The organism is Pseudoalteromonas sp. LC2018020214 (assembly GCF_016598755.1).
Taxonomy (GTDB): domain Bacteria; phylum Pseudomonadota; class Gammaproteobacteria; order Enterobacterales; family Alteromonadaceae; genus Pseudoalteromonas; species Pseudoalteromonas distincta.
Genome location: NZ_CP066804.1, coordinates 1552642 through 1567435, shown reverse-complemented (window position 1 = coordinate 1567435; position 14794 = coordinate 1552642). Strand labels below are relative to the sequence as shown.

17 protein-coding genes are annotated in these 14794 nt (G+C 39.1%); 12 read left to right on the top strand and 5 right to left on the bottom strand.

Annotation, left to right across the window (positions count from 1 at the left end; translation table 11 throughout):
• The first annotated feature begins 55 nt into the window (after nucleotides 1-55).
• From xthA to JG479_RS06945, 3 genes are read left to right on the top strand one after another with little or no spacing between them, the layout of a single operon-like run.
• Nucleotides 56-862 carry an exodeoxyribonuclease III gene (xthA, locus tag JG479_RS06955; RefSeq protein WP_024596546.1) on the top strand — a complete coding sequence of 269 codons (807 nt, stop codon included), beginning with the start codon at nucleotides 56-58 and terminating at the stop codon, nucleotides 860-862.
• Between the two features lie 5 nt (nucleotides 863-867).
• On the top strand, nucleotides 868-1515 hold the full coding sequence (locus tag JG479_RS06950) for an energy-coupling factor ABC transporter permease (protein WP_182692884.1): 648 nt from the start codon (nucleotides 868-870) through the stop codon (nucleotides 1513-1515).
• The gene (locus JG479_RS06945; protein WP_200220203.1) at nucleotides 1512-2327 is read left to right on the top strand and encodes a putative RNA methyltransferase; all 816 of its coding nucleotides are present in this window, start codon (nucleotides 1512-1514) and stop codon (nucleotides 2325-2327) included. The genes JG479_RS06950 and JG479_RS06945 overlap by 4 nt, the downstream gene beginning before the upstream one ends.
• On the opposite strand, the gene yfbV is transcribed toward JG479_RS06945, so the two are convergent.
• Nucleotides 2324-2770, bottom strand: a complete 447-nt coding sequence (gene yfbV, locus JG479_RS06940) for a terminus macrodomain insulation protein YfbV (RefSeq protein ID WP_024596543.1) — start codon at nucleotides 2768-2770, stop codon at nucleotides 2324-2326. The two genes, JG479_RS06945 and yfbV, sit on opposite strands and share 4 nt — an antisense overlap.
• A 283-nt stretch (nucleotides 2771-3053) precedes the next feature.
• On the opposite strand from yfbV, the gene JG479_RS06935 reads away from it, so the two are divergent.
• The 7 genes from JG479_RS06935 (at nucleotide 3054) to JG479_RS06905 (ending at nucleotide 9721) form a co-directional block, all read left to right on the top strand.
• A complete protein-coding gene (locus tag JG479_RS06935) occupies nucleotides 3054-4268 on the top strand; it encodes an acetate kinase (protein WP_200220202.1) in 1215 nt (404 codons plus the stop codon).
• A gap of 1 nt (nucleotide 4269) precedes the next feature.
• The gene (pta, locus tag JG479_RS06930) at nucleotides 4270-6429 is read left to right on the top strand and encodes a phosphate acetyltransferase (RefSeq protein ID WP_002959697.1); all 2160 of its coding nucleotides are present in this window, start codon (nucleotides 4270-4272) and stop codon (nucleotides 6427-6429) included.
• A 227-nt stretch (nucleotides 6430-6656) separates the two neighbouring features.
• Entirely contained in the window at nucleotides 6657-7043 is a 387-nt protein-coding gene (locus JG479_RS06925) for an ACT domain-containing protein (protein ID WP_182748991.1), read from the top strand.
• A 3-nt stretch (nucleotides 7044-7046) separates the two neighbouring features.
• Nucleotides 7047-7544: a PTS glucose transporter subunit IIA gene (locus JG479_RS06920; RefSeq protein ID WP_002959694.1), complete on the top strand. Its 498-nt coding sequence runs from the start codon at nucleotides 7047-7049 to the stop codon at nucleotides 7542-7544.
• A gap of 4 nt (nucleotides 7545-7548) precedes the next feature.
• A complete protein-coding gene (locus JG479_RS06915; protein WP_002959693.1) occupies nucleotides 7549-7896 on the top strand; it encodes an ArsC family reductase in 348 nt (115 codons plus the stop codon).
• Entirely contained in the window at nucleotides 7893-9023 is a 1131-nt protein-coding gene (dapE, locus tag JG479_RS06910) for a succinyl-diaminopimelate desuccinylase (RefSeq protein WP_154903259.1), read from the top strand. Before JG479_RS06915 ends, dapE begins: the two co-directional genes overlap by 4 nt.
• Nucleotides 9023-9721 (top strand): M15 family metallopeptidase, encoded by a 699-nt coding sequence (locus JG479_RS06905; RefSeq protein WP_200220201.1) that lies wholly within the window; start codon nucleotides 9023-9025, stop codon nucleotides 9719-9721. Before dapE ends, JG479_RS06905 begins: the two co-directional genes overlap by 1 nt.
• Before the next feature lie 6 nt (nucleotides 9722-9727).
• Here JG479_RS06905 and JG479_RS06900 read toward each other — a convergent pair whose 3' ends face one another.
• The 4 genes from JG479_RS06900 to bufA2 form a co-directional block, all read right to left on the bottom strand.
• Complete coding sequence (locus JG479_RS06900; RefSeq protein ID WP_182711338.1) at nucleotides 9728-10597, bottom strand: DMT family transporter; 870 nt, start codon at nucleotides 10595-10597, stop codon at nucleotides 9728-9730.
• Nucleotides 10598-10638: 41 nt separating this feature from the next.
• A complete protein-coding gene (locus tag JG479_RS06895) occupies nucleotides 10639-11412 on the bottom strand; it encodes an HvfC/BufC family peptide modification chaperone (RefSeq protein ID WP_002959685.1) in 774 nt (257 codons plus the stop codon).
• Entirely contained in the window at nucleotides 11409-12239 is an 831-nt protein-coding gene (bufB, locus tag JG479_RS06890; RefSeq protein ID WP_002959683.1) for an MNIO family bufferin maturase, read from the bottom strand. Before bufB ends, JG479_RS06895 begins: the two co-directional genes overlap by 4 nt.
• Nucleotides 12240-12310: 71 nt before the next feature.
• On the bottom strand, nucleotides 12311-12769 hold the full coding sequence (gene bufA2, locus JG479_RS06885; RefSeq protein ID WP_200220200.1) for a BufA2 family periplasmic bufferin-type metallophore: 459 nt from the start codon (nucleotides 12767-12769) through the stop codon (nucleotides 12311-12313).
• A 225-nt stretch (nucleotides 12770-12994) separates the two neighbouring features.
• On the opposite strand from bufA2, the gene JG479_RS06880 reads away from it, so the two are divergent.
• The gene (locus tag JG479_RS06880) at nucleotides 12995-14359 is read left to right on the top strand and encodes a COG3014 family protein (protein WP_200220199.1); all 1365 of its coding nucleotides are present in this window, start codon (nucleotides 12995-12997) and stop codon (nucleotides 14357-14359) included.
• Nucleotides 14360-14367: 8 nt separating this feature from the next.
• Nucleotides 14368-14793, top strand: a complete 426-nt coding sequence (locus JG479_RS06875) for a YcfL family protein (RefSeq protein WP_002959678.1) — start codon at nucleotides 14368-14370, stop codon at nucleotides 14791-14793.
• The last annotated feature ends 1 nt before the right edge of the window (nucleotide 14794 follow it).

The window sequence follows — 14794 nt, the reverse complement described above, 5'->3', positions numbered from 1 at the left end:
GTATTTACTGATACAATTTAATTCATTAAATAGATCCAATTTTAAGGTAAATTTTATGAAAGTGATTTCTTTCAATATCAATGGTCTGCGTGCTCGTCTTCACCAATTACAAGCAATTATCGACAAACATCAACCAGACGTTATTGGCTTGCAAGAGATTAAAGTTCATGACGAAGCATTCCCACTAGAAGATGTACAAAAAATGGGATATCACGTCTACTTTCATGGCCAAAAAGCCCATTATGGCGTAGCTATGTTATGCAAAAAAGAGCCTAAATCGGTCTTAAAAGGCTTTGCTACCGATACAGAGGAATCGCAAAAACGCATGATAAGCGTCACTGTTGAACAAGATAACGGTCGCGACCTTACAGTCATGAATGGCTACTTCCCACAAGGTGATAATATTAATCACGAAACTAAATTTCCTTATAAACGCCAATTTTATAAAGATTTAATGACACACCTTGAAACCAACCACACCCCCGATCAAGACGTCATTGTTATGGGCGATATCAACATATCACCCACCGATTTAGATATTGGTATTGGCGAAGTTAATGCAAAGCGTTGGTTAAAAACGGGTAAATGTTCTTTTCAACCGGTAGAGCGTGAATGGCTTGCAACATTACTTAATTGGGGCTTTAAAGACACCTTTAGAGAGCAAAACCCAGAAACAGACGATCAATATTCGTGGTTTGACTATCGCTCTAAAGGGTTTGTAGATAACCGAGGGCTTCGAATAGATGTAGTACTTGCAACTAATGAGCTTGCAGCACGCTGTATAGATACTGGCATTGATTACGAACTGCGCGGTATTGAAAAACCCTCAGATCATGCCCCTATATGGTCAACATTTAAGTAATTACTATGCTAAGCATAACAATACAAGGGCTACTTTGGGCCCTTGTAATTATTATTGCCCTACTAAGCTTTGATAAAAAAACATATAAAACATTGCTTAATACGCCAGCCCGTCAAACTGGAGTTCTTGCATGTGCGTTAGTGTTTGCAGTGCTTTGGCGAATAAAAGCAGGAATTTTAACTGGCCTTGATTTACACATATTAGGCGTTACGGCCGCGACATTAATTTTAGGCTGGCGATTGACTATTTTAAGTAGCCTACTTGCCACAGCGCTACTAACTGCATTTGGTCAAATTGAACTTGAACTGTTACCAGTACAACTGCTTATTGGTGCGTTTATTCCTATTTTACTAAGCTACCTTGGCTTTATAATTAGTTACCAGTATTTACCTCGTCATTTTTTTGTTTATATATTTGTTTGTGCGTTTATAACTGCAGGGTTTATAGCCTGTATAAAAATAAGCCTAGGTGCTTTATTTTACTTAGCTATAGGGCAATACAATTGGCAAGAACTTGCAGATAACTACGTTTATTTAAGTGCCATAATTTGGTTTCCTGAAGCAATGCTCAACGGCATGGCTATAACAATTATGATCACCTATCGCCCGCATTGGGTAAAAACTTTTTACGATAAGGACTACCTAGACTCATGAGTCTACAATATCAATGCCCGCTATGTAATCTCGCACTTTTGAAAGCTGATTCAACAATTCGTTGTGCTAATAACCACAGCTTTGATTTTGCCAAAGAAGGGTATGTTAATTTACTGCCTGTGCAACAAAAAAATTCAAAACAACCGGGCGACTCCCTTGAAATGGTACAAGCTAGACGCGCATTTTTAGAGCGTGGATACTACCGCTTTTTACAACAAAATCTTAGCGATTTAGTCGGTCGAATAAGTGCAAATACAGTTATTGATTTAGGATGCGGCGAAGGGTTTTATACCCAAGCAATAGCAAGTAAAACAGAAGCAGTTGTGTACGGCGTCGATATTTCAAAATCTGCCGTGAAATATGCAGCAAAGCGCTACCCTAATTGCCATTTTAGTGTTGCATCAATTAGCCAAGCGCCTTTTAAAAGTCAATTTGCTGATGTACTTATTAGCGTATTTGCACCTTTGTTTGAGGAAGAGATTGAACGTCTTGCTAATAAAAACGCAACATTAGTGGTAGCAAGCCCAGGCCCTTATCATTTAAAAGAGCTAAAATCGTATATATATTCAGAAGTAAACGAACATACTGAAATAGCCACGCCAAAAGGGTTTCAAAAAGCAGAACAGGCTCTTTTAACAGAGCATGTAGCGCTTAGCTTTACTGATATTAAAAACTTAATAATGATGACGCCATTTGCATGGAAATTTAGACCCGAGCACTGGACAGCACTCGAAGAAAAAGGTGAACACAATGTCACCTTATCATTTTATATTACTCAGTTTACCAAAATAGATAATGGTATAACCCGCTAAAACTGCTCTTTAGTAAATGCTCTATCCATTTTTTCAAACATATCTTTAAGTAAGTTAGCAAGCTCCATATAACGGGGCTTGTTTTCACTTAACTGCGTTTGATATCCATTAGCCGCCATTTTAGTGTACAGCTCGTTGTACCATTTTTGCATCGCAGGATCTAAAGGCGTTTGCGCTCGTTTGCCTAACCAAAATAAACCTTGTAAAGGTAACGATATAAAAAATAATGCACTCGCAATGGCTTGCGGTAAAAAATCAGATCCTAAGTAATTAAGCTGAAAAAACAACGTTAGCATAGCCAAGATTGGCATTACTGTAATGGCAAGCTCAGTCGCTCTAATCACTCTAAACTCTAAAAACAAAGGCGCAAGCTCTTTACGCATTGGCCATTTTTTACCATACAAACGGCCTGTTTGTAGTTGTGACATCACACTTTTTTGCATCATGACTCCTCACAGATACTGCTTTTAAATACAATAGAAAACGAGCTATACCCAAAGTGTAACACAAAATGAGGGAGTTACACTTTCTCAGTAAAAGAGCTTAAATTTACCCTTTAATGGCGAACAATCCTAACTTAAACATCATAAATAAGGTAAAATATTTAACATTGCGTTAACCACTTTGCAGTTGAACATTCAATTGTTTTAGCTTTATTTAATACAGTAAGTGTAACTATCACGTATTAACGTTCACTTACTAAATTTGTTTATGGAAATTGAATCTATGCCAACAACCTCCCCTGAATCCCAACATGTTTTAGTTTTAAACTGTGGTAGCTCTAGTTTAAAGTTTGCCATTATTGATGCAAACGACGGTCACGAAATTATATCAGGCCTTGCTGAACGCTTGGGCGCCAAAGCCCCCTCCATTAAATACAAATTTAATGGGTCTAAGACGGTTATCGACTTAGCGGCTAATCAAGCACATGCTGAGGCTATAAATACGCTTGTAAACTTAATAAAGGATCATAACCTTGATGAGCACCTTATTGCTGTTGGGCACCGTGTTGTTCATGGCGGAGAGCATTTCACAAAGTCAGTCTTAATTGATGAAGATGTAATTAACGGTATTACCAAAGCGTCTTCTTTAGCGCCGCTACATGGTCATGCGAACTTGTTAGGTATTTCATCTGCACAAGCTTCATTTATAGGTTTACCGCAAGTAGCAGTATTTGACACAGCATTTCATCAAACTATGGATGAAGTTGCCTACCTTTACGCCCTACCCTATAAGCTTTATACAGACTACGGTGTAAGACGCTATGGTATGCATGGCACAAGTCATTACTATGTAGCAGGACAAACTGCTAAATTATTAAATCAGCCTGTAGAAAAGAGTAATTTCATTAGTGCTCATTTAGGTAATGGCTGCTCTGTTACTGCAATAAAAAATGGTAAAAGTGTTGATACCAGTATGGGTTTAACGCCATTGGCAGGTATTGTTATGGGTACTCGCAGTGGAGATATTGACCCCGGTTTATTTAATTTTTTAACCACACAGCTTAGTTACAACGCTCAGCAAATAGATAATTTATTAAACCAAGAAAGCGGCCTACTAGGTATTAGCGAACTCTCTAACGATTGCCGAACGATTGAAGAAGCCGCTGTTGCCGGACATAAACAAGCACGTTTAGCACTGGATATTTTTTGCTACCGACTAGCCAAACAAATTGCAGCTTACATGGTACCATTACAACGTTTAGATGCACTTATATTCACTGGCGGCATTGGCGAAAACTCCGATATCATACGTGAAAATGTCATTAATCAATTAGCTTTTTTAGGGTTCAGTTGTGACCAGAAGAGCAATCTTGATGCACGTTTTGGTAATCAAGGTATTATTAGTTCAGCCAATACTTCACCCAAAGTGGTAGTAATGCCGACCAACGAAGAGTGGGTTATTGCACTTGATGCCGCTAACATCGTAAAGGAGCTTTAATATGGCACGTCGTATTATGTTAATTCCTGTATCTACCGGTGTGGGTTTAACGTCGGTATCAGTTGGTTTAGTCCGCGCTCTTGAGCAAAAAACAGTTAAAGTTAACTTTTTTAAACCCATCGCTCAGCCTCGTTCAGGCGAAACTGGTCCTGAAAAATCAACACAAATAGTCACTCAAGGCTCACCTATTAACCCACCCACCCCTTTTGCACTTGATTATGCTGAGCAAATGATTGGCGACGGTAAAGGTGATGATCTACTAGAGGAAATTGTTGAACGCTTTGAAAGTAAAATAAACGACGATGAAGTCGCTATTATTGAAGGTATGGTGCCTACTCGTCGCCAACCTTATGCTGGGCGTGTAAACCGCGAAATTGCGCAAACACTCGGCGCTGAAATTGTATTTGTACTTACCCCTGGTAATTACACCATTACTCAAATAGAAGACCGCCTAGAAATTGCAGCAGGTAATTACGGTGGAATCGATCATCCTCGTGTACTGGGCTGTATTTTTAATAAAGTAAATGCGCCACTTGATGAAGAGGGCCGTGCACGCGCCGATTTAGTCGACGCTTACAAACCCGAAGAGCTTGAAAACGAGTTAAATCGTTTAGCGTCTTTACCTATTTTTAAAAAGAATCCGTTTATGTTGCTTGGGGCAATCCCGTGGGATTTTGACTTAGTAGCGCCACGCGTAAAAGACTTAAGCGCGTATTTGAAAGCAACAATAATTAACGAAGGCGATATGCTTCATCGTCGCCTGCGTCGTATTACTTTTTGTGCTCGTACGGTTTCTAATATTTTAAATTATTTTACGCCAGGTGCTTTATTAGTAACACCAGGCGATCGCTCAGACATACTTGTTGCTGCGTGTTTATCTGCTATGAACGGCACTAAACTTGGCGCTATATTACTCACCGGTGGCTTTGAGCCAGAGCCACGCATTATGGCTTTGTGTGAACAAGCCATGCAAACCGGTTTACCAATACTCGCAACCGATGCCGACACATGGCGTACATCACTATTACTGCATAACTTTAATATGGAAGTACCAAATGATGATGACCAACGCATTGAAAAAGTAAAAGATCACAATGCAGAGCATATCAATTCAAGCTGGCTCGATACTCTAGCTCAAAGTGTAGGCAAAACGCGTAAGTTATCACCACCTGCATTTCGTTATTTATTAACCGATAAAGCACGTAAAGCAGATAAAACCGTAGTATTACCAGAAGGGAATGAACCTCGTACAATTAAAGCGGCTGCTATTTGTGGTCAACGTGGCATTGCTAAAACTATATTGCTTGGCGATCGCGAAGAAATAATGCGTATTGCACAGCAGCAAGGTATTGAGCTAAACGAACATGTAAGTATCATCGAGCCAAAAAGTATTATAAATGATTATATTGCGCCTATGGTCGAAATTCGTAAAAGCAAAGGCCTAACTGCGGTTGTAGCACAAGAGCAGCTACAAGATAACGTCGTACTTGGCACAATGATGCTTGAGCAAGGTAAAGTAGATGGTTTAGTATCGGGCGCGGTAAATACCACTGCCAATACAATTCGCCCGCCCCTGCAGTTAATTAAAACAGCGCCAGGATCATCACTAGTATCATCCGTATTTTTTATGCTGCTACCTGACCAAGTGTTAGTTTACGGTGACTGTGCGATTAACCCCGACCCTAATGCTGAACAACTTGCTGATATAGCGATTCAATCTGCCGACTCTGCAGCTGCATTTGGCATAGAGCCACGTGTAGCCATGATAAGCTATAGCACTGGCACTTCAGGTACGGGTGCCGATGTTGAAAAGGTACGTGAAGCCACAAAAATAGCAAAACAAAAACGTCCTGATTTAATTATCGACGGCCCACTACAATACGATGCCGCTATAATGGAAAATGTAGCACTTAAAAAAGCGCCTAACAGCCCTGTAGCCGGTAAAGCGACTGTATTTATATTCCCAGATTTAAATACGGGTAATACAACATATAAAGCAGTACAACGCAGTGCCGACTTAATAAGTATCGGCCCTATGCTTCAAGGTATGCGCAAACCCGTAAACGACTTGAGCCGTGGTGCATTGGTCGATGATATTGTGTATACAATCGCCTTAACTGCAATTCAGGCAGCCCAAGCAGAAGCGCTAATAGCACATTAAACACAACGTGTGCTTTTTATAGCCTAGCTATTATTTATTTAATAATTAAGTAGTTAGGCTATTTATACCCTGCAACCCCCATACTTATCCACAGAAATTGTGGGTAAGTTTTTAATCTCTATTAAAACCCACTTCCAAATGCTCATTTTAGTCACGCTTACACCTTTAACTTGAAGGCAATAATCTATACTATAAAGCTATCAATAATGCTGTATCGCAGGCGTTTAATGTCAAAACAAACATTACAATTACACAGCACGGTTTTATCTATTCACAGTTTAGATGTTGACGCCGATATACCTGCGGCGCTACTAAAGCTTCCTTTATTTTTTATATCTAAAACCCAGGATGAACTATCTATTGTTTGCCCTAGTAGCTTTGAAATAGAGAGTTTAGATACCGAATCTGATTGGCAAGCACTTGAGGTGGTTGGCCCACTTGGTTTTTCGCTGACCGGAATAATGGCTAATATATCGGGTGTATTAGCACACGCTAAAATTTCTATTTTTTCAATCTCAACCTACGATACCGATTATATTTTAGTAAAAAAGCAAACGGCCTCACTAGCACTTAACGCCTTAAAAAAAGATGGTTACAACGTGGTGGCCCAATAACATATGAAAGCACAAACAATTGAATATCTAGCACTCAATAAAACGCCCCGCAGTGCCATCCTTATTACAAGCCCATTTACAGGTAAAGTAATACCGCTTCAAGAACACCCCGAACCTATTTTTAGGTTTGGTATTCTCGGTCCTGGTATTACTGTAAAGCTCAGTAGCCACAAAATTTTAGCGCCGTTTGATGGCACGTTATTACAAGTAAAAAACGCAGGTACTGAGTTTATTTTACAGGCTAAAAATGGTTTAAAAGTTTTAATCAACTTAACTATTACCGGTTCGCAATCAATTACACATACCCATATTGCACAATTAAATGGTAGTGAAATAAGTAAAGGCCAGCGCCTCGCTTATTTTGATTTACGTGAACTAGAAACGCCTATGCTGGCCAGTTTAATCTTACTTAACGGCCATAATCTCGGCACATTTCATTACTCACATTCGCATGTAAATGCGGATGTAGATACCTTATTAACTATTATTAAGAAGAACTAAATTTATGATCACTCTATACGGTATTAGCAATTGCGACACGATAAAAAAAGCAAAAAAATACTTAGCCGACAACAACATCGAATTTACGTTTCATGATTACCGCAAAGATGGCGTAAATGAGCAAATGGTAAGTGATTTTGCAGATAAACTCGATTGGGAACAGCTTGTTAATAAACGTGGCACAACTTATCGCGCACTAACTGATGAGCAAAAACAGAGTTTGACTAAAGAAAGTGCTATCCCATTGTTAGTTGAACAACCTGCCATGATCAAACGTCCAGTACTTATTAACAATGGCAGTTACCACTTAGGTTTTAAAGCAGCCCAATACGATGAGATATTTAAATCATGAAAGATGATGTAATTGCACTCGCCCAAGCACTAATACAACGTGAGTCAGTAACGCCCGAAGATGCTGGCTGCCAACAGATGATGAACGACCGCCTTGCTGCGGTTGGTTTTAATATTGAGTCATTATTTTTTACCGACACATTAAATACATGGGCTCGAAAAGGCACACAATCACCGCACTTTTGTTTTGCAGGCCACACTGATGTTGTGCCAACAGGCCCTGAAAAAAATTGGCAACACCCGCCGTTTTCAGGATTAATAAAAGACGGTTTATTACATGGGCGCGGCGCTGCCGATATGAAAGGCTCGTTAGCTGCAATGCTTGTTGCAACCGAGCGGTTTGTTACTAAACATCCAGATCATAAAGGCTCAATTTCTTTTTTAATAACCTCTGACGAAGAAGGCCCGTTTATAAACGGGACTACCCGTGTAATTGATACGCTAGAGGCGCGCGGTGAAAAAATTGATATGTGCCTAGTAGGCGAGCCTTCATCACGAGATGTATTAGGTGATGTTGTTAAAAATGGCCGCAGAGGTTCACTTACCGCTTTTTTAACCGTTAAGGGTGTACAAGGGCATGTCGCCTATCCACATTTAGCACAAAACCCAATTCACCTAGCAACCCCTGCCCTTACTGAGCTTAGCCAAACGGTGTGGGATAACGGAAATGAATACTTCCCTGCTACCAGCTTTCAAATTTCAAATATTAATGGCGGCACAGGTGCAGGTAATGTGATCCCAGGTGAGCTAGAAGTACAGTTTAACTTTAGATTTAGCACGCAAGTAACACATGAGCAATTACAACAACGTGTAAATGACATACTGCAAAAGCATAACTTAAATTATGAATTAAGCTGGATAGTAAATGGCTTGCCTTTTATTACCGAGCACGGCCCACTTGTTGATGCCACAGTAAAAGCTATTAAATCGGTAACCGGTTTAACCACAAACCTAGAAACCACAGGTGGCACATCTGACGGGCGTTTTATTGCACAAACAGGTGCTAAAGTAATTGAACTTGGCCCACGTAACGAAACTATTCATAAAGTAGATGAATGCGTAAGTACCGATGATTTAATAGCCCTTACCGACATTTACGAGCAAATACTAGAGCAACTTTTAGCATAATGGATGTAACTAAACCAACATCGATAATGTGTATCACAGGGCAAAGTGATACACATTTAACTGACATACAAAATCATCGCTTGCACAGCGCTATTATTAGCGACTTTTTAGCGCTGCAAAGTGCAGCTCAAAAAGCAGGATTTGATCTTACTATTGCCTCAAGTTTTCGCGACTTTGAACGCCAGTCAATTATTTGGAATAATAAGTTTTTAGGTATTCGACCTGTTTATAATAAACAGCAAAAGGTTGTAGATTTAACTAAATTAAATGATGTAGATAAATGCATAGCAATAATGCTCTACTCTGCACTACCTGGCGCAAGCAGGCACCATTTAGGGACTGACTTAGATGTGTTTGATAAAGCTGCGGTGAGTGATGATTATAAGCTACAGCTAACACCTGATGAATACTTGCAAGGTGGGCCGTTTGCACCTTTAAGTAATTGGCTTGATACTAACTTAGTTAAATTTGGTTTTTATCGTCCTTACCAGCATGATTTAGGTGGCGTAGCACCTGAGCTTTGGCATATAAGCCATATTAAGCAATCACAATTATTAGTTAATAAACTTAGCGAGCAAGTACTTTTTGAATGCATAAAAAACAGTGAAATACAGGGTAAGCAGGCAATACTTGATAAGTTACCTGCTATTTATAAACGCTTTGTAACAAACGTGAGCCCACACCTAAAAGAAGGTTAGGTTATATTAAGCCTTCTTTTTATTTAAAATAAACACCAGCACAGCGCCTAATATTAACGAGCTTGCTACTATAAACTCCATTGTTACCTGCTCTGATAAAAACAAAACACCAGCAATGGCAGCAAGTACCGGCACACAAAGTTGCACAACCGCAGCTTGGGTACTTTTAAGTAGTGGCATTGCTACATACCAAACACTATAACCAACTCCAGACGCTATTGCCCCCGAGGCACACGCAAGTAACACCCCTTCAATACTCATATTTTTTAAATAACTCATACCTACAAGTAATAAAACCGGGATAGCAACTAAGCTTCTTATAAAGTTAAACCCAGTAGTACGCAGTGGCGATACGCACACTTTACCGCGAATACTGTAAATACCCCATGCCACACCACTGAGCGCCATAAGTGATGCACCTAATAATGAAGGCACCGCTGCAGATGGCAGCATTAAATATACAAAACCAGATAACGCCACTATAAATGCACACCACTGAAGTACGCTTAATTGCTCTTTTTGATAAATACCCCAGCCAATCATAGTAAGCTGCACAGCAGAAAATAAAATTAGTGCACCGGTACCGGTATCTAGCTCTACGTAGGCAATCGAAAAACAAAGCGCGTAAACAAGCAGGCTAATACTGCTTCGCCAGCTTCCTCTGTCACTTAAAATAGCGGGATTGAATGTGCCTTTACGTTTTAAATTATGGGTATAAATAGCCATTATAATGCCCAAACATGCAGCTCCGCTGAGTAAGCGAATAACAGTAAAGTTCCAAGCATCTATATAACCTTCTGCTAAGGCCATTCTGCAAAAAAGAGAATTTGCGGCAAACGCAATTAAAGCAATTAATGTGTATATGGTGGCTTTCAAAAAAATTCCTTCGCAACGAAAAATAACTATATTGTTTTAACTCACTCGCTAATTAACCAACCACGTTCAAGCCATTGATTAATTTTAGTAATTAAAAACCCAGCGATTTGCTCACCAGGGAGTTCATTTAAACAGGATTGACATAACTGTGCAAAGGGTGTGTTTTGTTTTAATAAACTCAGTAAGCGATATTCTTGTGCATTAACGCTTAAATACTGTGTACGTCTTTCAGTATCACGTGCTACAACCCAAAAGCGAGGTTCTGAGACTCTTGGCTCTGGCGGTGTTTGCTTTTGTTTTATTGCCTGCCAACTTTCAACCGCCAACGTATTAAACGCAACTAACTGTACACTTGGATGTAATTTTAATAGTAAATTTGGCCATTGTTGAGGTTCAATACTTTCAAGCTCTGATACATTAAGTAATGTTTTATCGCTTGCATCAAAAGTACTTAGTAATAGTCGTTCAAATTTGGCTATATCTGCAAGTATGGGGTAATCACTAAAAGGAGTATTAGCGGCTAAATAATCTGGTAGTTGCTCTGCAAAAATTCGTAGTGACGTATGAGTTGAAGGATATAAAGCTAAATAACCATCAACCATCATCTCAAATAAATCATCACCTAAGTAAATACCCAACTGTTCGTGATCTTGCTCAATCACGGCTCTTAAGCGAATTTTATAAGCGCTTTGATAAATAGAGAGTCGCTGTTGTGTATTTAACTGCCCTTGCTGCGCAATTTGCTCGCTAATATCCGAGCTTTCACCTTGCAGTAAATTCATAAACTGTTTTTGCAGCTTTGCTAAATCACTCATGATCTTATATCCCAAAACGGTTTCACTAGCGCTTTAGCATGCTCAAGCTCAGTAATTAAATCATCAAGGGAGCCAATATTATCATCGCGTTCAATCATGGTACTTACCGGATTTAATGTTTTTGCATACTGAGCATATAAGTCCCATACCGCATCGGGAACATCTTCATCGTGAGTATCTATAATATGCGTACCAAAGTCTTGATGTCCTGCTAAGTGAATTTGTGCAATAGCTGTACTCGGAATAGCTGATAAATAATCCATAGCATTAAAGTCGTGATTTCGTGCACTTACATAAACATTATTTACATCCATTAAAAACTTACAGCCTGTTTGCTTATGTAATTGCGCTAAGAATTCCCATTCACTCATTTGTGAATCGTTATAGGTTAAATAGCTCGATACATTTTCAAAAATCATTTCGCGCCCTAGGTAGTCCTGAACTTGCGAAATTTTATTTGCTAAATGATCAAGTGCCTCTGAGGTGTAAGGCATTGGTAGTAAATCGTGGCTATTAATACCGCCCACTTGGGTAAAACATAAATGATCAGACACCCACTGCGGCTCAACCCTCGCAATTGTGTTTTTTAACTGATTTAAGTAGTCCTTATTAATAGGGTCAATACTACCAATCGACATTGATACCCCATGCATAACAATCGGATAATCTGCTCTTATTTTATTTAAATAATGCCAAGGTTTTCCACCGGCTACAAAATAGTTTTCTGAGATAATTTCAAACCAATCTACAGCTGGTTTCTCTGAAATAATTTGCTCAAAATGCGGGGCTCTCAGTCCTAAACCAAAACCTAAAAAACGATTTTTCATAAACTTCCTTAATAAGCCTGAATAAAAAAACACATCGTTCAGGCTTATTTTATGCGTTCGATAAATTGGTATTAGCTACCTACAGAACCACCAATATCACCACATGCTTTTGCAGGCATTGATACAAAACCGGTGCCTTTACATGATGCATGTCCAGCACAAGCATTATTAGCAGTCTTACAATCGTTATGACCGCCACACACATTTACATCGTTACAATGTACTAAATCTGCTTTAGCTACACTGCCAACCCATTTATCTTTTACTGTACCGCCAACGTCAGCACATGCTTTTGCAGGCATTGCTACAAAACCAGTCCCTTTACATGACGCTTGACCTGCACATGCATTCTCAACTGTTTTACAATCGTTATGGCCACCACATACATTCGCATCATAACAATGAACTAAATCAGTTGTTGCGCCATTATTAGTAACTGCACTTGATGTTGCCGTTTCTGCCTCTGTTGCATTACAACCAACTAAACCTGCTACCATTACAGCCATTGCTGCACCTGTAAACTTTTTCATTTTTTAATTCCTCTGAGTGATATAACTCTTAGCAAGACCGCTAAAGCGAAAATACTATTTCAGTGTAGTTGATAATAAACCAAAAAAATTCACACTTTGTTCACCAATGTCATTTTATATTTCTTTATTAGCAGGCAGTTTTACTCTACGATTTTTTACAATATTTCACACATTTAGCTAAAAATAGTATGTTAATGTATACAGGTAAATTAAGAGGAGTGCTCAGTGCGCCGCAGTATAATTTTAAGCTTTTGTTTTATTTTAAGTGGGTGTAGCACAATGGGTTTTAATGACCTGTTTAATGACTATGCCACGCAAATGACACCAATAAGAAATGCGATCGAGAAAAATAACATCGAAGAAGCGCAATCCCTTATTGCTAATAATAGCACCTTGCACAGCAGCTACTTACTCAACCAACTTGAGCAAGCTCGTTTAAACGACTTAGCTAATACACCAGATGATGCACAAAGTAAATTTGAGAACGTGTATACGCAAATGCAAAAAAAACGTGAAGCCGCCAAAATACAAGTTAGTGCGGGCCTTGAACAAAGTAACGCTTTATTTACCAACGACTCAGCAATAACTTATGTGCCACCCGCTTACGAAATGAGCATGCTTCATAGTTATAAAGCACTTAACTACGTGTATAAAAATGATGTTGAAGGCGCATTGGTCGAAATTCGCCGAGCTAATAAAGTACAACTTGATGCGCTTAGCGAAAATGAAGCAGAAGTAGACTCAACCGTTAAAGAAGCTCAGCAACACTACCCAAGCATGAGCAATGTAACCAGAAACATAAAAAATGGCTTTCAAAATGCCTACACATTTTACTTATCTGCTTTGCTTTACCAAAGTGCTAAACAATACGACGACGCCTATATCGATTATAAAAAAGCATTGGCTATACAACCTAACAATATTTATTTACAGCAAGATGTAATGCGCCTTGCTAAAAAACAAGGGTTTGACCAAGATCTAAATGAATTTAAAAAACGCTTTGGCGATACGCCCACTATTTCTTCATCACAAGGCGAAGTAATTGTTTTATTTGAACAAGGATTAGTACCAAAACAAGATGAATTTAAACTGCGCTTGCCAATTTATTCATCACGTGGCGATGCACGCTTTTACAGCTTGGCGATGCCGGTATATAAAGATAATGCCTATGTGCGCCGCCTTAACAATATAAATATAGATGCACAAAGCTTAGAGCTGAGCCCATTAGTACACATTGAAGCACTTGCAGCAAAAACATTAGAAGATCAAATACCTGCAAAAGTCGCTCGCCAAGTACTCAGATTAGTAGCCAAAGAGAAAGTACGGGCAGAACTTGCTCGCAGTGCCGGTGATGTAGGTAACATACTTGCTAATATTTATAATTTGGCGTCTGAGCAAGCTGATACACGCAGCTGGCTTACACTTCCAAATCAAATAAGTGTCGCAAGGCAAAGCCTAAATACAGGTGAGCATTCTCTGCATATAGGCACACAAGCACCCATAAATTTTACCATTAGTAAGCAAGGGTTAACGTTAATTTACTTAACCTCTATTAATAACTACTTTAATTACCACGTAGTTCAACTTTAGGAGCCATCATGAAATACATAGCGCCATTATTAGCAGCCTTAATGCTCAGTGCATGTTCCAGCCAACCGGTTACATCGGGTATTTCTGTTGAACAAAATAAAAACCAGTTTAATGAGCAATTACGTGTAGATAACCCAGAGCTTGGTAAAAAGCTGGCCATTACTGATGTGAAAACACGTCAAACCAACCAGTTAACCGATGTAGTAGTGACACTTTCGAGCCAGTATAAAAAATCACAATATTTGCAGTATCAGTTTAATTGGTTTGATAAAGACGGCTTTGTAATTAAAGGCAACCATTCACCTTGGCAAGCACTCACCTTATTTGGTTTTGCAAAAACACAATTACCGGGCTTAGCACCGAGCTCTGATGCGGTTACCTTTTCTTTAGCAGTAAGAGAAGTGTCTACCGAATCACAAGAATTTAAAGATTAAA